The organism is Tamlana sp. I1, from assembly GCF_015355625.1.
GTDB lineage: Bacteria > Bacteroidota > Bacteroidia > Flavobacteriales > Flavobacteriaceae > Pseudotamlana.
Window position 1 is genome coordinate 26,662 of the sequence record NZ_JACLAF010000007.1, and the last position, 26,119, is coordinate 52,780.

General features: G+C 34.1%; 11 protein-coding genes. 5 read left to right on the top strand and 6 right to left on the bottom strand.

What is annotated here, in order from left to right:
* Positions 1–52: 52 nt before the first annotated feature.
* From H6X70_RS07405 to H6X70_RS07430, 6 genes are all read right to left on the bottom strand, one after another.
* Positions 53–1,972 carry a RagB/SusD family nutrient uptake outer membrane protein gene (locus tag H6X70_RS07405; protein ID WP_194767043.1) on the bottom strand — a complete coding sequence of 640 codons (1,920 nt, stop codon included), beginning with the start codon at positions 1,970–1,972 and terminating at the stop codon, positions 53–55.
* A 20-nt stretch (positions 1,973–1,992) separates the two neighbouring features.
* Positions 1,993–5,094 (bottom strand): SusC/RagA family TonB-linked outer membrane protein, encoded by a 3,102-nt coding sequence (locus H6X70_RS07410; protein WP_194767044.1) that lies wholly within the window; start codon positions 5,092–5,094, stop codon positions 1,993–1,995.
* Positions 5,095–5,393: 299 nt separating this feature from the next.
* A complete protein-coding gene (locus H6X70_RS07415; protein WP_194767045.1) occupies positions 5,394–7,955 on the bottom strand; it encodes a T9SS type A sorting domain-containing protein in 2,562 nt (853 codons plus the stop codon).
* Between the two features lie 559 nt (positions 7,956–8,514).
* Positions 8,515–10,998 (bottom strand): sugar-binding domain-containing protein, encoded by a 2,484-nt coding sequence (locus H6X70_RS07420; protein WP_194767046.1) that lies wholly within the window; start codon positions 10,996–10,998, stop codon positions 8,515–8,517.
* Between the two features lie 290 nt (positions 10,999–11,288).
* Positions 11,289–12,764 carry an arylsulfatase gene (locus H6X70_RS07425; protein ID WP_194767047.1) on the bottom strand — a complete coding sequence of 492 codons (1,476 nt, stop codon included), beginning with the start codon at positions 12,762–12,764 and terminating at the stop codon, positions 11,289–11,291.
* Positions 12,765–12,856: 92 nt separating this feature from the next.
* On the bottom strand, positions 12,857–16,921 hold the full coding sequence (locus H6X70_RS07430; RefSeq protein ID WP_194767048.1) for a two-component regulator propeller domain-containing protein: 4,065 nt from the start codon (positions 16,919–16,921) through the stop codon (positions 12,857–12,859).
* A gap of 1,156 nt (positions 16,922–18,077) precedes the next feature.
* On the opposite strand from H6X70_RS07430, the gene H6X70_RS07435 reads away from it, so the two are divergent.
* From H6X70_RS07435 to H6X70_RS07455, 5 genes are all read left to right on the top strand, one after another.
* Entirely contained in the window at positions 18,078–18,644 is a 567-nt protein-coding gene (locus tag H6X70_RS07435) for an RNA polymerase sigma-70 factor (protein ID WP_194767049.1), read from the top strand.
* Positions 18,645–18,817: 173 nt separating this feature from the next.
* Positions 18,818–19,981, top strand: a complete 1,164-nt coding sequence (locus tag H6X70_RS07440) for a FecR family protein (protein WP_194767050.1) — start codon at positions 18,818–18,820, stop codon at positions 19,979–19,981.
* A gap of 97 nt (positions 19,982–20,078) precedes the next feature.
* Positions 20,079–23,624: a SusC/RagA family TonB-linked outer membrane protein gene (locus tag H6X70_RS07445; RefSeq protein ID WP_228530301.1), complete on the top strand. Its 3,546-nt coding sequence runs from the start codon at positions 20,079–20,081 to the stop codon at positions 23,622–23,624.
* Positions 23,625–23,636: 12 nt separating this feature from the next.
* On the top strand, positions 23,637–25,046 hold the full coding sequence (locus tag H6X70_RS07450; RefSeq protein WP_194767052.1) for a RagB/SusD family nutrient uptake outer membrane protein: 1,410 nt from the start codon (positions 23,637–23,639) through the stop codon (positions 25,044–25,046).
* A 28-nt stretch (positions 25,047–25,074) separates the two neighbouring features.
* Positions 25,075–26,064 (top strand): hypothetical protein, encoded by a 990-nt coding sequence (locus H6X70_RS07455; RefSeq protein WP_194767053.1) that lies wholly within the window; start codon positions 25,075–25,077, stop codon positions 26,062–26,064.
* The last annotated feature ends 55 nt before the right edge of the window (positions 26,065–26,119 follow it).

A 26,119-nucleotide genomic window follows, 5' to 3' on the forward strand; every position in this document is an offset into this window, starting at 1 on the left:
TCTAGTACCGTTTTTTTAACTTATTTAAATATTTTATAGGGAAAACCCTGTGCTACCATCCTGGTGTTTGTTTAAAAGTCGGTGTTGCTTCAACATCTGTTGAAGGTATAGGCCACCAATAATTTCTGTCGTTAAAGGTTTTCTTTAAATTAGGTTGTTCAACAACATCAAAACTAAAACCAGTAGGGTAGGTCGTCGACGGTCCACCTTGCCATCTCATTTCTAGAAAGTCTACTTTAGTATTTTCATCTAAGTGTGCCACTTTCCAACGTCTTAAATCATCATATCTAAAACCTTCGTAAGCTAACTCGATAGCACGTTCGTTTTTAATACGTTCTCTAAACAGCTCTTTAGACCCTGTGTACATACTTTTAACATCAGGCATTCCAACTCTATTACGAATTATGTTTATGGCTTGTATCGCTGTTAGTGTTCCACCAGGCGCTGTTCCGCTAGGTCCATAAGCTTCGTTAACGGCTTCGGCATAGTTTAAATAAACCTCAGACATTCGCATTAAAATATTATTCACATGAAAATCCCAGCTACCTGTATTTCCGTTTTGCCAATAAGCCCCATTAGGCACCCATTTTCTTACCATAAGACCTGTTAGATTACTCACGCGCCAAAGTCTATTTGCTGGTGTTTGAGGGTCGTGTAAACTTTTCCCATATCCCCCTTCTTCATTAATTTGTGCTAAATCAACGACACCTGTATTGTTTAAAGCCCCAACAGTAAATACCCAAGGTACACCGTCAAATAAAATGTCGTTATAAAATCTAGGGTCTCTGTTAACAAATGGGTTTTGTGGGTTGTAACTTGGGTCATCTTTAATATCTAATCCATTTTTGGTTTCATATTTAGCGGCAAAGTTTGCTAATGCTCCTATTCCCATTGGATTTGTGTTTCCTTTAAGAATATCAAAACCAACAGTTAAAGAAAGCCTTGGCACTGGATTTAAAGAGAAATCTCCAGGTAAATCAAATCTTAAGTTTGGTTCCATGAAAATAACTTCTTGAGGAATAACTTTACTTACCCCTGGACCAACAAAAATATTTCTGTAAGGTTTAAGTTGGTCTGGTTCGGAAACAAAAAGGTCTGCTCCACCAGTATCAACATCCATACTGTTAGCAGCACTAGCGTCTATAAGGTTGTAAAGTCCGTTATCATTGGCAAAATTGATGACATCTGAAGCGGCTTTCGCAGCATCTATCCATAGAGCTTGATCGTTTGATTTATTGGCTAAAGGACTTGCTCCAAAAAGAGTTATTCTAGATTTTAATGCCATTGCAGCTCCTTTTGTTGGCCTTCCTGTGTTTTCAGACTCCCATTTAATCGGAAGTAAGTTTATGGCTTGATTCAAATCAATAATCATATCTGCAAGATTACTATCATAGCTTTCTCGTTCTGTGGTAATTGGAGAATTTAAATCTAAATTATCTTTTAAATAGGCTAGACCTCCATGACGTTTGGTCATTAAATGGAAGAAATAAGCTCTTAAAAAGTATGCTTGACCTTTAAGTCTATTAATTTCTAGAGGCGTACCATTTTGTATTTCATTGGCATGTTCTAAAAAGCTATTAACTGTTCTAACACCTTTCCATCCTTCATAATACCTATTTACAAAAAATGGTGTTCCTTGAAAGCTAGGGTTTTTATTTATTAAACTTAAATAATCGCCTTGTGCATATAAGTTGTATGTTTCGGGTACGTTTAGTGCCAATCTACCTGGGTATCCCTCGCCACCCATGGTCATGGCAGGTAGCCAATCTGAACCAGTATTTGCTGTGCTTACCTCTGAAATGAGGTTGGTATAAGCCCCATCCAAAAATAATTTTGCTAAACGGATATCAGAGAAGACATCGTCTTCTTGGAGTCCTTCAAACTCTTGCACCTTATCTAGATAGTCTTCGCAATTAAAGCAAAGGCTACAAATTAGGCCAAGCCATAATAAATAACTATATTTTTTCATCATTATAACGATTTTATTCATTTTTAAAAACTAACATTAACTCCAAAGCTTATTCTACGTACTATAGGGTATAAACTCCCTCCAGAATTACCTTCTGGATCTCCAAAATCTACATCCGATATTGTAAACAAGTCGTTTCCTATTCCAAAAAGCTTAATACTATCAATGGTAGTAGATTTGCTCATATCGAAGGTGTAACTTAAATTAAGACTTCTTAATTTAATATAATCAAGATCAATTATTCTAGACGTGTGTGGCGATGATAGGTTAGGGTTGTTTTGTGAATGCAATGCAGGGTATTTGGCATTTGTGTTTGTTGGGGTCCAATAGTCTAAATGTTCATAGAGTCCTGCAGCATTGCCATCAGGTAAGGCGTATGCAAGATTAGCATCAATTAAACCCCTATGGCCTTGTGTACCATTAACTAAGCCACTAATAGCCCACCCTTTATAATCGGCTGAAAACCTGAAGCTATAGGTGTTTGTTGGAGACTTTGGTAAGTTAAATCTAACTTGGTCTTCTAGGGCATTTCCTATAACGGTTCCGTTAGCATTGTAGTCAATATACCTGATATCACCCAAGCCTGGTTTGCCCGCAAATTCAGGGTAATTAACTAGCTCATCAATATTTTGGAAGTAACCGTCTGTTTGTAGTAAAGGGGTAACGCCCTCAGGTTTACCAGCTTCTTTTGTGTAATCTGGTGTTCCTGGTCCATCTGCGGCACTAAATAAAACACGATTCTCGTTAAAGGCATAAAATGCCCCTACCGAATATGACAAGCCATAAGAGGTTGTTTTTCTGTAATTCAGAGCCAATTCGTAACCATGGCTTTCTGAAGCCCCCAAGTTAGCAAACGGGAATTCAACGGTCGACCCGAAATAAGCAGGTATGGCAGAAGGTCTACCGATTAGTCCATCACGTTTATCCTTAAAAAAATCAACACTTCCAGTAAGCTTATTTTTAAAGAAGCCAAAATCGACTCCAATATTTTGTTTAATTACGGTAGCCCAAGATAGTTTTGGGTTTCCTATTTGATCTTCGGCTATAACTGTAAGTTCGTTATCAATATCTTCGCCAAAGAAGTACCTAGAGCGTTCTCTTCCATCTGTATAATCATAAAAGCTAAGGTATTGCCAACGGTATGGGGACAGACCATTTTTTCTGTTTAAGCCTTCCTTACTTCCTGTCTCTCCATAAGAATATCTTATTTTGAAATTACTTAAAACAGAGAAATGTTCTTTAATAAAATCTTCTGAGGCAAGGTTGTACCCAAATGCAGAAGATCTAAATAGTTTAAAACGATAGCCTGTAGCAAATGTTTCATCGCCGTTGTAAGAGCCACTAAACTCAAAGAAATAGCGAGAATCGTAATTATAAGTTGCACGACCTACCCAATCTTCATTAAAATAGGGATATTCTGTATTGTTTAGAGTTTTGTTTCGGCTAAAAAGTGCTAATCCTGTTACATTATGCTTTCCAAATGTATTGTTGTAATCTAGTTGAAGTCTGTAATAAGAAATCTCTCTATTTTTGTCTATGTTTTCATCTTGAAGGATATGTTTTAAAGGGCGCTCGTAATTTCTACCTTCAGTAGAGAACCAGCTTCCATCTCTTTCTAATGTATAAGTATCAATTCTTGGAGCAGTGACACTATTCCATGTAATGTTTTCAGTTGAGTCGTATACACTAGAATAGTTGTATTTACCTACAAAAGAAAGGCCTTTTGTAATGAAATCTAGTTTTTGTTGAAGATCAAAATCAACAGAGAATACCGTTTTAAACCCGTTACTTACTCCTAAGGTATTGATATCTGCATAAGGGTTAGAACCTGCTCCAAATCTAGCTTCTACCAATCCTGGGTAAAGCGGGTCTGGGTATTGTTCTAATACTTCTGCTGGGTATATAGGAACAACACCACCTGGTTCAGAGATGTACAGTCCTCTAAATATTCTACCTAGATTATTGTTTTCTCCTCCTCCTGTAACTCTAGGTTCGGATTTGTCTTCAAAACGGCTACTAACACTAGTTTTTAAAATAGTCGTTTTGCTTAGGTTGAAATCTAAATTTGCTCTAAAAGAATATCTGCTGAATTTGAATTTCGGATCGTAATTGGAGAATTTTTCAGTTTCAATAACATCACCTTCGTATAGGTATCCTACTGATGCGTAGTATTTTACAAAATCGGTACCACCTCGAATATCAATATTGTGATTTTGACTATAGCCAGAGTCTTTAAGCATTAAATCAAACCAATCGGTGTCTGGATAGATATAGGGCAAGTCACCATCTTTCCAGTGCTGTAAGTCGTTTACAGTCGAGAATCCTGAGTTATAAGCTTGATCGTTTAAAATTCCTTTATTTAAAGCGCTTTGTGCAGAAAATGCATTTAGTGTGTTAGGTATAGTGGTTGGTGTTTTTATGGTCATTTGGCCATTGTAGCTTATTTGAGGCTTACCTAATTTACCACGTTTTGTAGTAATAATAATAACACCATTAGCACCACGAATACCGTAAACTGCTGTAGCTGCACCATCTTTTAGTGCACTGATGCTTTCTACATCTCTGGGGTCTATGTTAGAAAATCCACCAACAATTTCAACACCATCTATTAGAATAAGCGGGTTAGCTTTTCCTCGGATAAATATGTCTCCAGTATCGCTGCCGGGTTGACCAGAATTTACAACGACATCTACACCTGGCGAGATTCCGTTTAAGGCATTGGCCAAATTAGGTGTTCCTGTTTGTAGTATATCTTCGCCTTTAACTTGATTAATGGCACTTAAAACACTTTCTTTCTTTTGTTCGCCATAACCTATCACAACAACTTCTGATAGACTTTGGATATCTTCTGCCATGGTTACATTAATGGTAGATTTACCATTTACATTTATTTCTTGAGTTATAAACCCAACGTAGGAAAATGTTAATGTGGCATTGTTTGAAACTGTTATTTGATACCCTCCATCAAAATCTGACACAGTTCCATTTTGACTTCCTTTTTCGATAATATTTACACCAGGAATGGGGATGCCCGAACCATCTTTTACAACACCTTGAATTGGGGTTTGTGATAAGGCACTCCATGAAACAGATATTAATATTAAAAATAGATTGAATTGCTTCATATTTGTATTTTCTGAATTAGTTATAATTTTGAATTTTGTTTCATTTGTTTAGTTTTAGTTTAGTTTCTGTTTCATTGGTAGTTTAGTTTATGTTCCATTTGTTTAACTAGGGAGTTAATTATTAAGATTCACAAATTTGTGTTAAATCTGTATTAAGAGTAGAGGTCAAAATCATATTTAAAAGGGGATATTTTCGTTAATCCCCTTTTAAATAGGTGCTTTAGCGTTGTTTTTCTTTACATGGTATGTTTATACTTACAACTCTAAATTGATGATTTGGTTTTGTTGAAGTCTGTCTTTTAGAGCTTCGTACCTTCTTTAATAATCTTAATAAAATTAATATTTTTTGATGAATTGATTAGTTTTATAACATACATCCCTTGGTTTATGTTTTGTAAATCGATGGTGTTGGATGCATCCATTAGGCCTTCATTAACTTTTCTGCCTGACATATCAAAAACAGCAAATTGTTTAATAGATATTGAAGGTGATGTTTTTATAGTTATAAAACTATTAGTTGGATTAGGGTATACTTTAAGGTTCCAGTTTGATGTATTAAAATCTTCTGCAGTCAAGGCTTGTTTCTTAAAAGTTAGTCTAGTGTAAGACATTGATGGTAGTACAGATTTAAAAGCATTATTGCCTTGAGGCGTTACATTTACAGATATCATTTCGCCAAATTCATCTAGCGTATTCACCATGCTACTTCCTTCAAAAAATGCGGGTGTTATAGATCCAGAACTTAAAAAACCAAGATTTACATTTTGTTCTAATGACGATTTGTTCAATAAATAAACGAGATATTCATCATCTTTTTCCGCAGTAAAGCCATATACAGAAATATTCCCTTCAACATCGGTCATTTCAAGCATGTTGGCGCCTTGTGCTTTTCCTAATAATTCAAAGCCATATTGCATGGCGTTTAAACGGTAATTGTTATTAGAACTAGCTAAACTAGATTCATCAAATGAAAGTATTTGAGACCAAAAACAAGACATATACCAATTGCCAATAATATGCTCTTGGAGTATATCAATTACCAACAGGTTTTTTGTATAGCGATCAAAGCCTACAACATTTGTGCCTTTGCCTAGACCATATTCGTTATTAGCAAATTTTAAATCTGGATAACCTGCCTCTATAGCCGCTTGCTTCAGTATAGGCACTTCATTACGCCATGCTCGGTTGTGATTCTTTCGATCTCTTAACGGAAATTCTTTCTGCCATTCCGCTAGGGTGCCTGGAGGTAATCCTGGGTCACCACCATAAGGCCATTTACCATGGGTTTCTGCGATATCTATATAATCACCAGCGATGGCTAAATAATTTTTTAGGTACTTTGGAGTAAGGTTATTATGGTTGAACATGCATTTAATATTAGGATCTATAGCTTTCATAGCTTGGGCATGTTGTTTGTATAGATTGGCTTCATTTGTGGCTCCTCCATTAGCACCTTCATTCCCTAAATACCAAAAGGCTCCGCCTAAGCCTGCGTCTTTAACATATTGTACCATTCTAACGGCTCTATCAATACTTTCTTGCACGCGGTTGTATTGGTGTCCAGAGGTAATATTAACCCCAAACATAGGGGTAATACCAGAGGATTTTACAACAGCTATATACTCGTCAAGACTTGTCCAGTCTTCGGGAAGTGCATTATTAGCAGTGTTCCAATTAGGATCCCAAGAATCTTGGTTTAAAATACCGGTAGGGTTTTCCCAATCCCAATATTTTACAACAGTACCTCCAGGATATCTCATGGTACTAATACCGGCATTTTTCATCCACTCAACATAACTGCCATCTGCATAAAAAGCATCTGGTTCATTAGAATATACCGAATGCATTCCTACCAAATAATCACTTATCTGCCATTTTACATCATCAACATTTATTGTAAACGTATTGTTAACTTCGTTGTCATCTGGAGCCGTTGGCTCTAATGAATTATACAAATAGCCCAAATTATCAATACAAACCGGTTTTTCTGCTGCTTCAATACGAAGTTTTACCTGACCTCTAAAGTCTAAGTTGTCCAAAATAAAGGTTTGAATTCCTGTTGTATTTGTGTTACCTACTGCTGATGACGTACCCACTAATTCTTCGGCTTTACTTGTTTCTAATTCTTCAATGTAAACATTAAAATAGGCCGCCTCATTAGTAACCGAGTTAAAAGCATTGGTGTAGTCAAAAGATAGTCTAGTGATACCTCCATCAATAATAGCAATCAAATTTGCTGTGTCTTGACCACGCATCAATAAGCTTCTACTTTCAGCACCAAAATTTTGCCCATCTCTTGAATTAGTAAAATTCCATTCCAAGTTATCATCGCCAGTATAATTACCATTATTTGAAGCACCTGTAGCTATAACTAGATTTTCAAAGCTTTCGGTTTTTCCATTGGTTTCAAATAGTAACCCTGAAAGCTCAATGGAGCTTCCAGAAGATGTATAATTTGCACTGTCAAAAAAATCTATTTTATAATAAAGGTATTGTTCGCTGTTATTGGCAGAAAAACGCTTACGAGAATTGCTTCCTAAAGCTGTGCCAGGTTGTGTGTCTAGAACATCGAAGTTAACGCCATCTAAGGAACCATAAAATTTCCAAGAGGCAGGACTATTTACGGTGCTGGAATACAGAAAATAACCTGTGTATATAAACGGATTATTTGTGTTAGAAAATATAATGGTGCCCGAACCCGTACAGGACCAAATAGTGTTTATATCGTTATCAAAAAGATTGTTTACGGTAGGTTGGTTTTCAGAAGCTGTTACAGTTCCTTGATTGATAATCCATGCCATTTGTGCATGAGATGCAAAGGCATACAATAGTGCTATTAGTAGTAACTTAAAGTTTCTCATTTGTTTATAAATTTAATTTTTAAAATTCTTAAGAGAATTCAGTTAAATCTTAAAATGTTGAATTTTTTTGAATCCTTGAAATCAAACCTCTCGAAAATAAAAGTGTGAAACAGTTAACTGTCGAAAGCAATTCAAAACAGACTCATGGTTATTATAATTAATTATTTTCTAATCCTTCTTAAGGTCGCTTAGCTGCTAAGGCTATTTATCTAGGCAAAACACATTTTACTTATAATTGAAGGAGTTTTAATTTGAGCTGTTTTTAAATATGAGGTTATCACATCATTGCAAAATATAAAAAGCAATAAAGTAATTTTTTTATAAGTTTTTCATTAATTAGTAAAATTTTTTGGAGCCAAATTATTTAAAATAACTGGGTATTAAATGGTGGTATATCAATAAATCGAGAAGGGGGTTTTCTGTAAAAAGTTTTTTTTGTTTAGTTGTAAGAAATCTTGTTAATCATCACTCTGTATTTGTGTAAAATAACAACCGGGGTTTTCTTACTTAAAAAGAAAACCCCGTTGCCAAAAAGAACTAAATTAAAACTGATTAATATTTATAGGGATTTTAAATCCGTTTTATTTTTATGAACTGAAATCATTACCTCGCTTGAAACCAGTCCTTCTGAACTTATTGTGATTTTGATATCGCCTTGTTTGTCTGTTGATTGAACAATTGCCAAGCATTTGCCGTTAAAAGCTTTTTTGTTTGTGGCTTTTGAAGGGCTTAAATCTAAAATATCACCATTTTCAACACCAATGAGTTTTCCTGGACCTTCAATTTTGAAATTGAAAAGATTATTTGCATCTGGAACCTCTACACCGTTTTTATCTACTACGGATAGTTCAAGATGTGCAACGTCTTTTTGGTTTGAAATCATGGATTTTTTGTCTAATTTGATTGCAATGCCATGAGCTTCCTCAGCAGTTTTCTTAACATCGGTAGCAATTATTTTTCCATCTTTTTTTGCCACTACTTTAAGTTCTCCTTTTATGTAAGGGACATTCCATATAATTCTAAATTCATCGGTCATTGGTTTTTCTCCCAATGATTTTCCGTTTAAGAAAAGTTCTGCTGAATCTCCATTGGTATAAGCCACAACCGGAATAATAACCCCTTCTTTACCAGAAAGCGACCAATGAGGTAACAAATGCACCATAGGTTCGTTCGACCAAATACTTTGGTATAAATAATAGCTGTCTGTAGGGAAACCAGCTAGATCAATAATACCAAAACTCACAGTTCTTGCTGGCCAGTCAAACGATTCTCCTAAGTAGTCAAAACCAGTCCATCTGAAGGCTCCTAAGAAATAATCTAAATCTTTTGTTTCCCTCCAATAATCTCTAATGCTCATACGAACAATAGCATTGTCGTAAGAAGAATAGTATTTCGGATTTACATTTTTAAAAACTTCCTCTTCAGTTAAATCATCTTGGAGAAATACTTTGTTTTTTATGGAGCTGAATTTTTTTCCTTGCTCCCAAGGGGCAGGGGTGTCTCTAAGACGATAGCTCATTTTTGTTCTATAAATACCTCTGGTTGACATGGTATGAGTGATTTCTGTACCTATAATGGGTTTGGTAGGATTCGCTTTATGGAATTTTTTTAGAACATTTTTATACTCACCGTGACCATTAAAACCTGCCAAATCTATTGCTGGACCTTTATAACCTCGTCCCTGTGATATAGGTCGCGTGTTGTCAATGTCTTTAATAAAATCTACTAATTTTTTTTGAGTTTCATCGGTATAGTTTTTTACTTCGTTACCAATACTCCATATAATAACACTAGGGTGGTTATAGTCTCGTTTAATAAAAGCTTCTAAATCGGTTTGCCACCAATCTTCAAAATAATTACCATAATCGTGTTCTGCTTTAGGGGTTTCCCAACCGTCAAAAGCCTCGTCCATTACCAAAAATCCCATCTCATCGCACATGTCGTAAAATTCTGGAGCAAATGGATTGTGTGATGTTCTTATGGCATTACATCCCATTTCTTTTAGGATTTCCAATCTTCTGTAAAGCACATCATGAGGTACAGCAGTTCCAACTGGTCCAGCGTCATGATGGTTACATACACCTTTTAAAATGGTTTTGACACCATTAAGTTCAAACCCGTTTTCTGCACTAAAAGAAATGGAGCGCACTCCAAAAGTGGATTCAAAGTTATCTAAGCTATTATGGTTTTCGTCATTTATTTGAACCTGCATTTTATAAAGATTGGGCTGGTTTGTAGACCACAAAGCTGGATTTTTTAGAACTAATGTTGTGTTGGTTTTATGATTTCCTTTTTTTAATGAAAGTGTTTTTTTGCTCGTAGTAACTGTGTTTCTGCTAGCATCTAATATGTTATAAATAATCTCAATATTGCTATTTGTGTCTTTTTCGTTTGTTAATTCCAAGTTAACAGCTACTGTAGCTTTATTTTTATCTATTTCGGGGGTTTTAATTAAAAGACCTCCTTCGGGGATGTATATTTTGTCTGTAGCCAATAATCGAACGTGTCTATATATACCAGAGCCAGTGTACCATCTTCCGGAGGGTGTTTTGGAATGGTCTACCTTAACTGAAATAACATTGTTTCCTTTTTGAAGATGCGGCGTCAAATCATAGGAAAATCCTATATAACCATTGGGTCTTGTGCCTAATTCAATACCATTTATCCATACGGTGGAATTGCAATATACACCATCAAATTGAATACTTAATTTTTTGTTTTCCCATTCAGGCAGCCATTCAAAATGTTTTCTATACCATCCAATACCTGTTGGTAGAAATGCGCCCTCAATTCCAGAAGGATTATCCTTGTTGTAAGCGCCTTCAATACTCCAATCGTGGGGTACGTTGAGTGTTCGCCAATTTGCATCATTGTAATTAATGTCACTTGCTTTTGTTTCATCTCCTAATTTAAATTTCCAATTTAAATCAAAATCATAGGACGTACGTCCAGGTGAATGGTTATTAGTTTTAGTAAAAGCACAACTAGCAAAAATAAACAAACCTGCTAGGCATAAGTTTAAGGATTTTAAACAGTTTTTCATTAGTATTATTTTAAATTTTAGACAAAGTAAAGTAAAACCTGTAGGTGTTTTAGGGGGTGTTTTAGGACTTGTCAAGGGGTTAAATCTGATTTTTTTTTGATAAAAACATGATTTAGGCCATTTATTATGATGGTAATGAGTAGGCTGTGTTCGATTTATGTTAAAGACTGTATTTTAGGTTTTTAGGTTTATGTTGTTCAGTGTCAAATATTGTAAATGGTACTTATATGCATTAAAAAACGGGTTAGATTTCTGCTGAATTCTAACCCGTTTTGTTTTGTTCTCTTTTTTTATTTTGAATTTAGAAACGTTTCAGAAGAAAACTGAAAAACATCTGAAGGTGTTCTGCTGGTTTCTATAAGTTTTGTTAATTCTGAAGTGATTTCAGGATATTTGCTAGAAACATCATTGGTTTCTCCTAGGTCAGCAGAAAGATCATATAATTCAATAGGTTTTTTTGGTTCAGAAAGGACGTTGTATTTTACGGCTTTCCATTGCCCTTTTCTCACTGCTTGTCTACCTCCTTTTTCATGAAATTCCCAGTAAAGATAATCGTGTTGTTTTTGGTTTTCTTGATTTAATAAGGTTGGCAAAAAAGAAATACCATCTGTAGGGTAGTTTAATGTTGACTGACCTAATATATCTGAAAATGTAGGCATGAAATCCCAAAATGCAGATATGTGGTTTGTTGAAATATTCTCTTTAATGGTTCCAGGCCAGCTTACAATTAAAGGTACGCGTATACCACCTTCATAAAGATCTCTTTTAAATCCTTTTAAGGGGCCATTACTATTAAAATATTCAGGGTCTACGCCGCCTTCTCTACTTGGGCCATTATCTGATGTGAAAATAATGATGGTATTTTCTGTAAGACCTAAATCATTTACTTTTTTTACAATTTCTCCAACTTTATTGTCTAAATAATGAATCATGGCCGCATAGGTAGCGTGTGTTTCTTTTTGAGATTCATAGGGGCCGTTTCTGTATTCAGGGCCTTCATCGTAGCCTTTGTAGCTATTCTCTGGAAGGAGCTTGCCTCTGTATTTTGCGATATCCTTTTCAGGGGCTGCTAATTCTGCATGAGGAATGGAGGTTGGGTAAAACATGAAAAACGGTTGGTCTTTGTTTGTTTCAATAAAACTTAGAGCCTTTTCATGAATTATTGTAGGTGCATAGGTTTCCTTGCCGTGGCCTTTATTGCCTAATAGAGAGTCAACCTCTTGGTTGCTTCTTAAAAAATAAGGGTAGTAATGATGTGCTAGTCGTTGGCAATTATAGCCATAAAATTGATCAAAACCTTGATTGTTTGGGTCGCCTTCTGATCCAGGATATCCTAGGCCCCATTTGCCAAAGGTTCCTGTTGTATATCCAGCATTTTTAAAAACTTCAGCTAAGGTATAAACTGAATCAGCAATAGGGTATTGTCCTTCGGGTAAAACTTCTTTATTGCCCCTTATGGGGGTATGCCCAGTATGCAAACCAGTTAATAAGGTGCTTCGTGACGGCGCACAAACCGAGCTTCCTGAGTAATGTTGTGTGAAAATGATGCCATTGTCGGCTAAAGCATCAATATTTGGGGTGGTTATGAGTTTTTGGCCATAACAACTCAAATCAGAATATCCAAGGTCATCTGCAAGAATGAAAATAACATTAGGGAGTTTGTGTTTGGCTTTTTTTGGTGCTGTTTTATCATTTTTGCAATTGATAAAGCTTAGGAATAGTATTAAAAGTGTAATTACTTTAAAAGGTGTTTTTTTATGTATCATTTTCCGAATGTTTTATGTAAAAATAAATGAATGGCAAACACTAGGTAGAGGATACAATGATATTTTTAGAGGGGTATTTTCATAGTTTACTTTTAATCGTCTATGTTATTGTTAAATTCGCTTGGGTTGCAATCATAATGTTCCTTGAATTTTTCACGAAAATATTTTAAATCGTTTATCCCCACCATGAAGGCGACTTCAGAAACGTTATGTTTGTTTTCCATTAAAAGTTCGCCAGCACGTTTCAACCTAATGTCTCTAATGAACTGTACCGCAGATCGCCCTGTTAGTTCTTTAATCCTCTTGTAACAACTAGATTGACTCATGCCCATCTCTTTAACGAGTGTTTTTACGGAAAAATCGTCGTTTAATAAATTGTCCAATACTAATTTACTTATATCATCTAAAAACTTTTGTTCAGAATTAGGTAGTTTTATTTTGGTAGGCTCATTTTTAATGTTCTGGTTGTAGTACTGTTTAAAATTTTCTCTAGCTAATAATATATTGGCAATTTTACCTTTTAATATGCTTATGTTGAAAGGTTTCGTAATGTAATCGTGGGCACCAATTTCTACCCCTTCCAGTTCGTAAAGGGTTGCGGTTCTTGCGGTAAGTAGAATGACAGGTATAAAAGATAGGTCCGGGTCATTCTTTAATGCTTTTAACATTTCTAGACCATCCATTTGTGGCATCATCACATCGCTTATTATAATGTCTGGGATCGAAGTCTTTGCTTTGTCATAGCCTTCTTTTCCGTTAGAAGCCACAATAACGTTGTATTGGTTTTTAAGATGATTATTTAAATAATCCTGCACTTCTTTGTTATCTTCAACCAAAAGGATGCGCTTTTTTATTGAGTCGGATTCATTTTCGATTGTTTCTGGTTCAACAGGTTCAATTTTTATATGTTGACTATGGTAGTAGGATTTATGGTCACTATTTTTAAAATCTTTATTGATGAAACTATTATCTAAATGGTTTTGACCAAAAGGAATACGGATGAAGAATTTTGATCCGACATTTTCAGTACTTTTTACTTTGATTTCGCCACCGTGTAGTATGACCAGCTCTTTTACTAATGATAGACCAATGCCAGTGCCATGGATGGAAAGTGTATTTAAATCCTTCACTTGGTAATATCTGTCAAAGATGAACTCTATATTTTTTTCAGACATACCAATGCCATTGTCCTCGATGAGGATTTCCAAATAATTGTCGATAAGCTTTGGTTCCTTGTTTATTTTTTCAAAAACGGCTGGTTCTTGATCGTTTCCTACGGCCTTTAGGAGTATTGAAATTTTCCCTTTTTTGTTAGTGTATTTAAAGGCATTCGATATTAGATTGGTTAATATTATCTCAAAGTTTTGCCTGTCAAAGGTTAGTTTTATATTCTCAGGAATGCTCTGGTACGTGTAATCTATTTCTTTTTCTTCTGCTAGACTTTGGAAAAATCGATATATTTCTTTGGAGAAATTAGTAAAATTCCCTTCGGCAGCATTAAGTTTCATGTTGCCTGTTTCCATTTTTCTGAAGTCCAATAGTTGATTGGTAAGATTTAAAAGCCTATTCACATTTTTGCGGATAAGGCTAAGTTTTTCAAGGTACCTGTTATTGTCTGTCTCCGCTTCAATAATATCATCTAACGGACTATTTATTAATGTTAAAGGTGTTCGTATTTCATGTGAAATACTGGTAAAGAATTTCATTTTCTCATCATTAAGATTCATTTCTTTTTCTGCAAAAATGAGTTCGTTCTTTAATTTTGATTGACGGTTCACAAAATTTTTATACAATGAAAGTACCAATATAAAAATGCCAAAGTAAAAAATGTAAGCCCACCAAGTAGCCCACCAAGGTGGTAAGATTTTGATTTTTAAAGAACGGGTATTACTCCATAAACCATCATTATTGGATACTTTTGCTATAAAGGTGTAGGTTCCTGATGGTAGGTTTGCAAATGTTATTTTACGCTGTGTCGCATTAATATAGATCCAGTTCTTAGTATAACCTTTAAGTTTGTAAGCATATTTATTCTTATCCGGATTGCTGTAATGAAGTCCTAACAGTTCAATTGTAAATTCGTTTTCATCGGATTTAAATTCGATTGTTTCTGCATAATCCAAACTTTTGTTTAATAAAACTCTTCCGTTTATATCGTCTCCAACATTTACGGTTTTGTTAAGTACTTTTAATTCATCTAGTACTAATTTGGGTTTATGCGGATTGGGAACAATTAAACTGGGGTTGAAATAATTTAAACCATTAATACCGCCAAAGTAAAGTATGCCTTTGCTATTTTTGAAGGCTGCCCCTATTTTGAATGAATTTGATTGTAGGCCATCTTTAACATCATAAGTTGAAAATGTTAGGTTTTTAGGGTCGAATTTAGTAATGCCTCGGCCTCCTAACCAAAGGTTGTGGGCATCGTCTTCTAAAATAGATTCTATGTCATTATCGGGTAGGCCGTCTTTTTCAGTGTACCTTTTAAATTGGGAGCCCTCATCGGTTTCAATCAATTTGTTTAATCCTCCTCCTAAAGTTCCTACCCATAGGTCACCCTTTTTAGATCTAAGAATGGGCCATACGTAGTTAGAGCTGATAGAGGTGCTGTCTTTAGGGTTAAACCCATATTTTATGACAGAAATTTTTGAAGGATCCTTAAAAATAACTTTCAACAGGCCTATGTCTCTTGTAGCCAACCAGGCTACATTGGTTAGTTGGGGATCTAAATACAGGTAGTTGATGTTGTTGGTGGGTAGGTAGCTTTTGGTGTTAAGGTTTGATAAAACTGCTTTTGTTTTTATATCGATAATGGCAATACCTTCATTAAATGTAATGACCCACAAACGCCCAAATTCATCTTCTTGAACCCCCATAACCTCATTACTTGGAAAGTTTTCCTCAGTATCTTTTTTGTAGGTTTTTATCAAATTATTGTCCTGATAAAGTAAAAGACCTTCAAAACGTTTTCCAACCCATAATTGGTTTGATGTATCTTGATAGATATATGAGATATGTCCTGTTGTTTTTAAAAAAGACGTGTTTGTTTTCTTGTCATATTCCAGCAAACCGTTTCGTGTTCCAGTCCAAAGGGTGCTTTCATTTTCATAAATAGCCGTGATGTAATTGTCGGGTAGGGCGCTGTTTTCCTTGTTAGTAAGTCTGAAGGGTTTTTCTTTTAAATCAATATAATGGGCACCGCCGCCAGAAGTGCCTATCCATAACATATCAAAAGAATCAATAAGAATTTCATTAACACGGTTGGTACTCAGAAGATGCTTGGTATTGTAGGTTTTTTTTAACTCATAGTTCCCTAAATCATTTTGTTTTAATAAAAGAATACCACCATTAAACAAACCAACCCAGATGTTGTTATTAAAGTCCACTACAAAATTAGTGGTCATGCCCAGTTTAGATTGATATATTGGTTTAACCTCAAGTGCATCAGTTAAAGAAAAAATACCATTATAAGTCGCTACAAGTAAGTCGTCTCCATGTTTTGTCATTGAAACCGGCATTCGTAAAGCCGGATTGTCTATGCGGGTTGCTTTTCCTGTAATTTGGTTGATTTTCCACAAACCATCAGCTGCGGTGCAAACCCATATATGAGATTTGAATGGTTTTATTTCAATAATTTCACTCTTAAAAGGCAGTAAAATTCCTGAATTTTCAAATTTGCCATTTTCTTCTTGGAGTTTGTATAGCTCGTTGGTATTGGTTGTGAACCAAATATTGTTTTCATCATCTTGGATTATCTGTGATATGTGGCTAAAGGGTTCGTCATTAAAAGAGATTTTTTGAAAGGTATTTGTTATTGGATCAAAATAGGATAGTACACTGGTTTCTGTGGCAATCCATATCCTATTTTTTGAATCGCATAAAAGAGATTTTATTCTGTTGTTTGTTAGGCTATTATCATTATAAAGGTCGTTTTTGAATATTTTAAAATCATAGCCATTAAACCTGTTAAGCCCGTTGTTTGTACCCATCCAAATAAAACCAGATTTATCTTGAACAATCCCACTAACATCGCTATGACTCAACCCTTCATTAACCGATAGTTGATTAACCCTGTATTGAGCATGGCTTAAATAACAGAAAGTATTTAAAGATATACAGAAGAAAAGTAAAAGTTGAAAGGTTTTAAAAAAATGCATAAGCTAAATTAGTGTCATTTGAGTATTGAGATAATAAGGAATTATAATCTAAATTTATTACATGAATTTTATTATTCTTCCAAAGAAAAAAATATTAAAATTTAATCCATAACCAAAAGTATTAAATTCAAATCTATTATGATTAATTCTTTCTAAAATTAAGATTGTGTGATACTAATTGAAAGGTGGTGATTTTTTACTATTCTTTTGGGAAAGGTTACAACAATGACTGCTCTATAGGAAGTATATTTGAAAATGATTTTTTAAGAAGTTGAATATTCAATTAAGTTCGAAGAGTTTAAGTTTTATATCGACAACACAAATGAAATGCCAGATGATATGGTATCATTTTTAGTTATTTTTTGGAACAAAACAGTAGAAAACTTTCTAAGCAGGCAAAGGAGAAAGAGTTTTGAAAGCTCATAGAAGCAGAAATTGAGGAAATCCAGTTGCAATATGAATTAATTTTTGCTTCTATAAAAAGTAAACTCCTATATACTATTAACTTGAAATAGTATTAATTAGACTATTTTGATTAAATTTGAAGAGTGAATGTCAAAATCTGATTTGACAATGTCCTATAGCGTGTCTTATTTCAAAAACATATTACTAATCAATTGTTGTTCAGTGTGTTGTGTTTTGTTTTAGAGTCCTGTCATCCCGACTAAATGTTTTCTTCTGTTTTACGTAAAATGTGTTTTCACATTGTAAAGTAAAATGGGAGAAAATATTTGCAATAAGGGTTCATTAGGATTATCTAAATCCTGTCATCCCGACAAATTTCAATTGTAAATTGAATAATAACCTTGTAAATCATCAGAATTACAAGGTTTTTTTGGTTTTAGCCAATCGCTAGATATAAGCAATTTGAATAACCCACAATTAAAATAGTTGAATGATACGATCCCAAATAATCTATTGGTTAAAGTATTGCCTTATTTATCTGATTAGGATTTAGTTAAATAAATTGCTTTTCATATATTCATGTAGTTTAATTTGTTGTTCTTAGCAAATACTAGAATTTCTATACAATATTAAGCTTAATCATTAGCAGTCTTAATTGCTTTTGTTTTAATGTCGTTTACCAAACAAAATCGAAACGAAAACAAAAAAAATGGGTTAATTGTTTACTTTTGAGTATTCCATAAAAACTATTATGAACAAAACAGACTCTAAAATCTTAAAACGTCTAAAAAAAGGAGACAAAGGAGCCTTAACAGAGCTGTATAATAGTTACTGGAAATCACTGTATATTTCTGCTTATAATTTATTAAAGGATAAAGAAATTTGCGAAGAGATTATTCAAGATGTTTTTATAGATTTTTGGAATCATAGAGAAAAACTACAAATTAAAATATCAATAAACTCTTATTTATATGCCTGTGTTAGGTATAAAGTTTTCAGTGTATTTAGAAAGAAAAAAGTAACGAATGTAGAATTACTTGAAGACTTAAATCAGCGCTTTCAATATGCGACTCCCGAAACAAAACTAATGCATGAAGAGTTGGTTAATCAAGTAAATTCTATTGTTGAAACCTTACCAAAAAAATGCCGAGAGGTCTATAAGTTAAGCAGGAATGAACAGCTAAGCCATAAGGAAATAGCTGAAAAACTTGATATATCAACAAAAACCGTAGAAAACCATATTACCTACGCTCTTAAAGTTTTAAGATCTGGTTTGGGGTATTTGCTTAGTATCGATTTATTGTTTTATCTACATTAATCACCATTGTATTTTAATTTTCTCGATAGATCTGCAAGCTTTATTTAAGCTTTCAGAAACCATAATTTCAGCTTAGCAAAAATAAAATATTAAATTTTTGCTAATTTTTTTAGGGGATACCCTTTTAAAAGGACACTATATAGGTATACCCTCCAGATTATAATTGTATTTAAATGAACAATAAAGAAATAAATAATAAGTTTTTTCAAAAATTAATTGAAAGATATTTAGATGGAAAAACAACTGCCCATGAGTTAAAGTTACTCGTTAATTATTATGAAAGTTTTCAAAAGGAAAATGAATGGGTTGAGGCATTAGGACCAGAAGCTGATATTAAAGAACGTATGTTAATTAATATTTTGGATGCAATTAAAGTTGATGAATCTAAAAAGCCAAAATTATTTTCTTTGTTTAATAAAAGTGTATTAAGGTATAGTGTTGCTGCATCCGTAGCAATTTTGGTTGCTTTTTATTTTCTTTTTAAGCAGAACAATCAAAATACTGAAACCATTAATACTGTAGTCAATACGAGTATTAAAGTTGGTAGTGATAAAGCTATTTTAACTAGAGAAGATGGCTCGACTATCACTTTAGAAAAAGGAGGGCAGTACAGTGCAGATAATATTGAGAGTAATGGCGAAACGCTTATTTATTCGCAAACAAATCAAGATAATAAAGATATCGCTTATAATTATTTAACCATTCCAAGGGGTGGGCATTTTTTTGTAAAACTAGCCGATGGTACCCAAGTATGGTTAAATTCCGATTCGAAACTGAAATACCCCGTTACATTTATTGATGGTAAAATTCGTCATGTAGAATTGTTATATGGAGAAGCCTATTTTAATGTGTCTCCTAGCACAGAACACCAAGGTTCTAAATTTACGGTTAGTAATAATAATCATGAAATTGAGGTTGTTGGTACCGAGTTTAACATTAAAGCCTACAATAATGAAAACAATGTTGTAACCACTTTAGTACATGGAAAAGTTAATGTTAATTACCAAGGTGAAAAATACCTCTTATTACCAAATAAACAATCCAGTTTAAATCGAACTACCAATACAATTTCTTTTCAAGAGGTCGATGTTTCTCAGGAAACTTCGTGGGTAAAAGGCATCTTCAATTTTAATAATAAATCGCTTAAAGAGATTATGGTAGTTTTATCCAGGTGGTATGATTTTGATGTCGTTTTTAAGAATAAGAGTATTGAAGAGGAAGAGTTTGTTGGAGTATTGGGTAAAAACGAAAAAATAGAAGATATCCTTTTAAATATGAAAAACTTAAATGTTATAAAGGATTATAAATTCGATGGAAAAACAATAATAATAGAATAAATAAAGGGAGTTAAGTAAAACATTTGGTCGTGTATCAACTTGCTCCCTTAAGTACGTATTAATTAAAATGATTGTCTAACTAACACAACACAAATTTATGAAAATTAAATTAATTAAATTCCGTCCCTTCTCGCGAAAACGGTTACCCCTAATGATTATGAGAATGATTATCTTACTATTGTGTACCACGGTTTTTAGTTTAGCACCAAAAACCTCGTTGTCTCAAGAAAAAGTAATCATCAATCAAGACGAGTCGGTCTCAATTGATGAAGTGTTTAACATTATTCAGCAACAAACCAATTATCATTTTATTTTTCCAAAGCGATTTTTTCAAAACGCTCCGAATATCAAACTAGAAAAGGGAGAGGTTTTGGTTACTAGTCTTTTAGATAAGGCGCTTCATGATAGTAATTTAGAGTTTGAAGTTGCCGATAATAATGTTATTGTTATCAAAAAGACAGGACCCAAGAAAAATAGGATTCAACAAAGAATACTTGTTTCTGGTGTTGTAACCGATCAATCAGGAATGCCTATGCCAGGAGCAACAGTTTTGATAAAGGGTACAAGTAATGGAGTTGCAACCGATATTGATGGAGCATATGCTATTAAGGTTTTCGAAAGTGCTGTTTTAGAGTTTTCTTTTGTTGGTTATGTAACCGAAACCATAGAAGTAAAGTCATTAACTTATTTTTCTAACGTAAACGTAGTATTAAAGGAAAATATAAACACTTTAGGTGAAGTTGTTGTAACAGGGTACCAAACCATAGCTAAAGAGCGAACAGCTGGAGCATTTACAACGGTTGATGAGGAGCAGCTTCAACAAAGACCAGCAGCAAACTTTATAGATCGTATAAATGGCCAAGTGTCTGGATTAAGTGTTAATCCAACTTCTGGAAATTTAGAAGTTAGAGGTCGAGGAACCATTATTACAGATAGCAATCCGCTTTTCGTAGTAGACGGGTTTCCAATGTCCGATCAGTTCAATTACGAATCTATTAACCCAGAGGATATTGAATCTGTAACCGTGCTTAAAGATGCTTCTGCAGCATCAATTTGGGGCTCGAAAGCAGCAAATGGAGTTGTAGTAGTCGTTACTAAAAGAGGACAGAAAAACAGCCCTTTAAGAATTGATTTTTCTACCAACGTAGAAATAGAAAATAAAGTAGATCTAGACGATTTTAACTGGATGAGTACCGCTCAGGAAATCGATTTAGACATGGAGTTTATTGATAGAGGTTGGGTAAACCCTTCAAATTTATTAGCTAATAGTGAAAGTATTAATAATCTTCATTTAGCATATTTATATAAAGAAGGCTTAGCTCCAGGTGGTAATAAATGGTCACAAAACACTTTTGATAATTATATTAATAAGCTTAAATCAAAAGATGTAACAGAAGATTATGAGGACTATCTTTTAAGAAATGCCATCCGCTCAAATTATAATTTATCTATTTCTGGAGGCGGAGATCGTAACAGATTATTTGGTTCTGTTTCGTACAGCAAGTATTTAGCGCGAACAGTAGGCGATAAGGACGACAGGCTTACTATGAACTTAAATAATACTTTTGAGTTTAATGATAAAATTAAATTCACTACAGGAATTAATGCCGTTTTAAGAAATCAAGATTCTAATGGTATGGATATTACTATGGCAAGTTACTTACAACCATATGATGATATTGTAGATGAAAATGGACAGTATGTTCAAACCTATGCTAGCTGGAATCCTTGGGTGTCTAAAGACCGTGAAGCTTTATTGGGCTCAGATTACACCTATAACATACTAGAAGAGCAAAGAAATAATGATAACGTTACAAAAAGATTAGATCTTAGAGCGCATTTTAGGTTGGATTATGAGTTTATTAAAGATTTAACATTTAGTAGTTCATTTGCTTACGAAAGTAATGTCGTTAAAAATGATACATACAGATCTATGGATTTGCCTTCTTTCCGTAATTGGGTAAATGATTATTATGTAAACGGTGACTACCAGATTCCAGTAGGGTCTGAGTATAGCAATGAAAGAAATACAGTTAATGGATGGCTTTTTAGAAATGCTCTAACTTGGGATAAACACTGGGGAGACCATAAACTAAATGTTTTTGTAGCAGGAGAATACAGTAAATACAAAACAGAGAATTTATTTAACACACAGTTTGGATATGATAAACAAACCTTACAATACACACCAATTATTGAAACACTTGTAGGTGGTATTTACGATTTTAACAATAATTATTTGTTTGTAAGAGGATCAGATTATTTTGAAGTTACTAATTCTGATAACCGTCAAGTTAGTTACATGTCTAATGCATCATATACTTTTAAAGATAAGTATATTTTAAACGGAAGTGCAAGAATAGATCAAGCCAATATTTTTGGTAGCGATCCAAAATATAGATATAAACCACTTTGGTCTGTATCAGCAGCATGGGAAATCCATAAAGAGTCTTTTATGGAGGATTTAGATTGGATGAACCGACTTAAACTTAGAGCCAGTTATGGTTTAGGTGGAAACAGTAGTACCCTTACATCACCTTATGCTCAAGCCAGATCTGTTAGTATTAACTGGGGGTTCCCAATTCACTTTTCCGAATTAACAAACCCTGCTAACCCGCAATTAAGATGGGAGGAAGTAGCAACTACCAATATTGGTTTAGATTTCGGATTGTTTGGAAACAAACTTTCTGGTAATATAGATTACTATACCAGAGTAAGTACAGATTTATTAGGATCAACACTTCTAGATCCTACTAATGGGTTTAATAGGGCTATTATAAATTATGCAAACGCAGAAAACAAAGGTTTTGAAATAGGACTAGCAGCTAATATTATTTCTACTAAAAATTTCCAATGGGATGTACGTGCTAATGTTAATTTTAATAAAAACAAGGTAACCAAGTACTACACTAAAAGCCTGTTAGATCCTGATGCATTAGCATACGGAAATGAGATCATTGAAGGAAAACCTTTAAGTAATATCTACGCTTATAATTTTGCAGGTCTAGACCAAAATGGTGAAGTTTTACTAGCAAAACAAGACGGAAGTACGGTAAAATGGGATGAAACTGGTGACGATAAAATTACAGCCGATGATATGTTAGAAATTGGACCACGAACGCCAGAAAGTTATGGTGGCTTAAGTACAACCTTTAAGTATAAAGGACTCGATCTTACTGTAAATATGAATTATCAAGCTGATTTTTGGTTTATAAACATACGTGACTTTGGAGTAACAAGTGCTTTAGGTACAACTAATAATACTGATGTTTTCTATGATAATCTTAGAGTTAATGAAATTTGGGCATCACGTTGGAAAACTTCAGGTGATGAGGCTACAACAAATGTTCCAGCGCTTCTAGCTACTGAAGGCGCGACAGCTAGTATGCATAGAGTTTGGGGACAATCGCATATTAATTACCATAAAGGTGATTATATAAGAGTTCAAGATATCATTTTGGGCTATACATTTCCTCAAAAATATACGGACAGAATGATTTTTAAGAATTTAAGAATTAATCTTCAAGTAGCCAACCCTTTTTTGTGGACAGCTAATGATGTAGGAGCAGACCCAACCGCTTTAAGTCGTGAAGCCTATACAAACTTACCTCGTGTTAGTTTTGGTTTAAGAACAACATTTTAAAAAATTTGAACTATGAAAATTAAATATATATTTATTGTCGTTGTAACATTTTTTACAATTTCATGTGAAAACCCAGATACTTTTTTGGATGTGCTTCCAACAGGTAGGGTAATTCCAAGTACTTTGGAAGATTTTGAAAGCCTTTTAAACAGTTATACACCTTTAAGAGATCGTAATCAGGTTCTTAAAATGACAGATCCTGATATCGTTATGAATGCAACAACATTCGAATTACTATATAATAATGAGTATAAGGAAGCCTATAAATGGAATAGTAATATGTATACTGTAGATCAAAACGATCCAGAATATATCGACGTTTACAATTACATTTACGTTTACAATTTCATTCTTAGCTTAGTCGATGATGCCGAACCTGGAAAAATAAATCCTGCAGAAAGAACTAATATTAAAGCCGAAGCTTATGCTCAAAGAGCTTTTGAATACTTCTGTGCGGTTAATCAATATGCACATCATTATGATCCTGCAAACCCAGATGCACAAGGCATAGCTATGCCTTTAGAGCCTAACTTAGAATTATCTATTGGGTATAGCACCGTGGGCGAAGTTTATGCTCAAATAATTTCAGATTCAGAAACAGCTCTAAGCTTATTTTCAGATTCCTATCCTGACCTTAGAACCGATGGGAATTACAGACCAGGAAAAGCTAGTATTTATGCATTATTAGCAGAGGTTTACTTGTATATGGGAGATTTTGATAAAGCATTAACCAACTCAAACAAGGCTTTGGCAATGCATAATTTCCTGTATGATTATAATACCATCGATTTCGCAAATCCAGATGATCTATGGGCTGGATATACTAATGAAGATATTCAAAGAATAACATTAAATAAGGAAGTGTTTTGGGCCAGATACATCGATTATGGTGGTTATGTTCCGTATTATACCTTATACAGCCCTGAGGTAGTTGCGCTTTTCGACCAAAACAACGATAGAAGATGGTATTTACATGCGACTCAAGAAGCTAGAAATGGCGCGTTTAATGTTTCTCCAGATTATCTATTTGTTTATTCAAGAGGGGAACGTCCAAATGGTCTGGGGGTTTCAAGATTAATTCTAACTAACGCAGAAGCTAAAGTGCGTACAGGAGACGGAGCAGGGGCTATTGCGGCTTTAAACACGCTGTTAGAAAAAAGAATTAGCAATTTCACACCGATAGCCTTTACCGATAATGCCGCAGCGTTACAACTCGTTAAAAATGAGCGTAGAAAAGAATTATTTGGTTCAGGATTAAATGTTTTCGATCAAAAACGTTACCACGTTTACGGAGAAACAGTACCAACATACACTAGAGTAGCTCCAGATACGGGAGACCCTTTAACACTTGCTCCAGGAGCCGATGGATATGTGGTAAATGTACCTTTAGGGGTAAAATCACTTAATCCAAATTTAAACTAATAAAAGGGTAATAACTAAAACAAATAATATGAAAAAATTTATAATACTGCTTATAGCAATTGTTTCTATACCTTTTTTCCAGTCTTGCGACGAAGATAAGGACGATATAGCACAGCCAAAATCTTATAATGCATCTTTAGCTGAAGTAGCTAGTTTACAGTTTGCACCAATTACTGATGATGCACCAACTGCGTTTCAATATAATTATGATTTGCAAACAGGTAACGCCTTTTGGGCCATCACAGATTTAGAATACAATGTAAATCTTAGTTTAGGAGAATATGAGGCTTCAGATATTAGCAAAATAGATTTGTATGTTTTTGCTGAAGAAATAGATGGCGAAACCTACAAATACTTAGGAGGTGACCAAGGAAAATTATTAAAAACAATTAACGCACCATCAGATGAGTTTCAAATAACTGTTTCAAAAGATGAATTAGCAACTTTATATGCTAACGAGTTTTCTCCAGAACATAATGGGGATATTTTAACGGATGATGTATTTGAAATTAAATGGGTAATCACTGGAAAAGATGGCTCTACGTTAGACACCAGAAAAGATTGTTACGATGATTTTAATTGCAGTTATGGTTTTGGAGCTAAAACAGTTTATGTTGACACTTGGGTAGGCGAATTCCAATACAATTGGATCGATATAGGGCCAGACACGGTAGTTTATTCATGGGCGAAGGTTGGTGCAAACCCTAAAGGAATTGTTGTTTTTTCTGAATCTGGAACCGAAGGACAATATAATTTAGACGACTTATCATGTGGAGGTGCTTATAAAGAACCAGACCCTGGTTATATAACTTATAATGCAGACGCTAATGAGCTATCACTAACAAGTACACACGCTAGATACAACAGTAAATGGGAGTTAGTAAGTTTAACACCTACAGTATTAACTGTAAAATGGACCTACTACTATACGCAATTTTACCCAGAATATGGCACCTTTGAGATTATTAGAAATGACGGACTTAGCTGGCCTGAAAATCTAACTATAGTGAGTAACTAAAATTAATAGCAACTTATCAAAAGGGGGATTAATTTCCCCTTTTTGGTATTTATTT

What these genes read in the sequence shown, in the direction of transcription:
- H6X70_RS07425 (WP_194767047.1), bottom strand. Translation starts at nt 12,764, where the DNA reads ATGATACATAAAAAAACACCTTTTAAAGTAATTACACTTTTAATACTA.
- H6X70_RS07405 (WP_194767043.1), bottom strand. Translation starts at nt 1,972, where the DNA reads ATGATGAAAAAATATAGTTATTTATTATGGCTTGGCCTAATTTGTAGC.
- H6X70_RS07430 (WP_194767048.1), bottom strand. Translation starts at nt 16,921, where the DNA reads ATGCATTTTTTTAAAACCTTTCAACTTTTACTTTTCTTCTGTATATCT.
- H6X70_RS07450 (WP_194767052.1), top strand. Translation starts at nt 23,637, where the DNA reads ATGAAAATTAAATATATATTTATTGTCGTTGTAACATTTTTTACAATT.
- H6X70_RS07410 (WP_194767044.1), bottom strand. Translation starts at nt 5,094, where the DNA reads ATGAAGCAATTCAATCTATTTTTAATATTAATATCTGTTTCATGGAGT.
- H6X70_RS07440 (WP_194767050.1), top strand. Translation starts at nt 18,818, where the DNA reads ATGAACAATAAAGAAATAAATAATAAGTTTTTTCAAAAATTAATTGAA.
- H6X70_RS07415 (WP_194767045.1), bottom strand. Translation starts at nt 7,955, where the DNA reads ATGAGAAACTTTAAGTTACTACTAATAGCACTATTGTATGCCTTTGCA.
- H6X70_RS07455 (WP_194767053.1), top strand. Translation starts at nt 25,075, where the DNA reads ATGAAAAAATTTATAATACTGCTTATAGCAATTGTTTCTATACCTTTT.
- H6X70_RS07445 (WP_228530301.1), top strand. Translation starts at nt 20,079, where the DNA reads ATGAAAATTAAATTAATTAAATTCCGTCCCTTCTCGCGAAAACGGTTA.
- H6X70_RS07420 (WP_194767046.1), bottom strand. Translation starts at nt 10,998, where the DNA reads ATGAAAAACTGTTTAAAATCCTTAAACTTATGCCTAGCAGGTTTGTTT.
- H6X70_RS07435 (WP_194767049.1), top strand. Translation starts at nt 18,078, where the DNA reads ATGAACAAAACAGACTCTAAAATCTTAAAACGTCTAAAAAAAGGAGAC.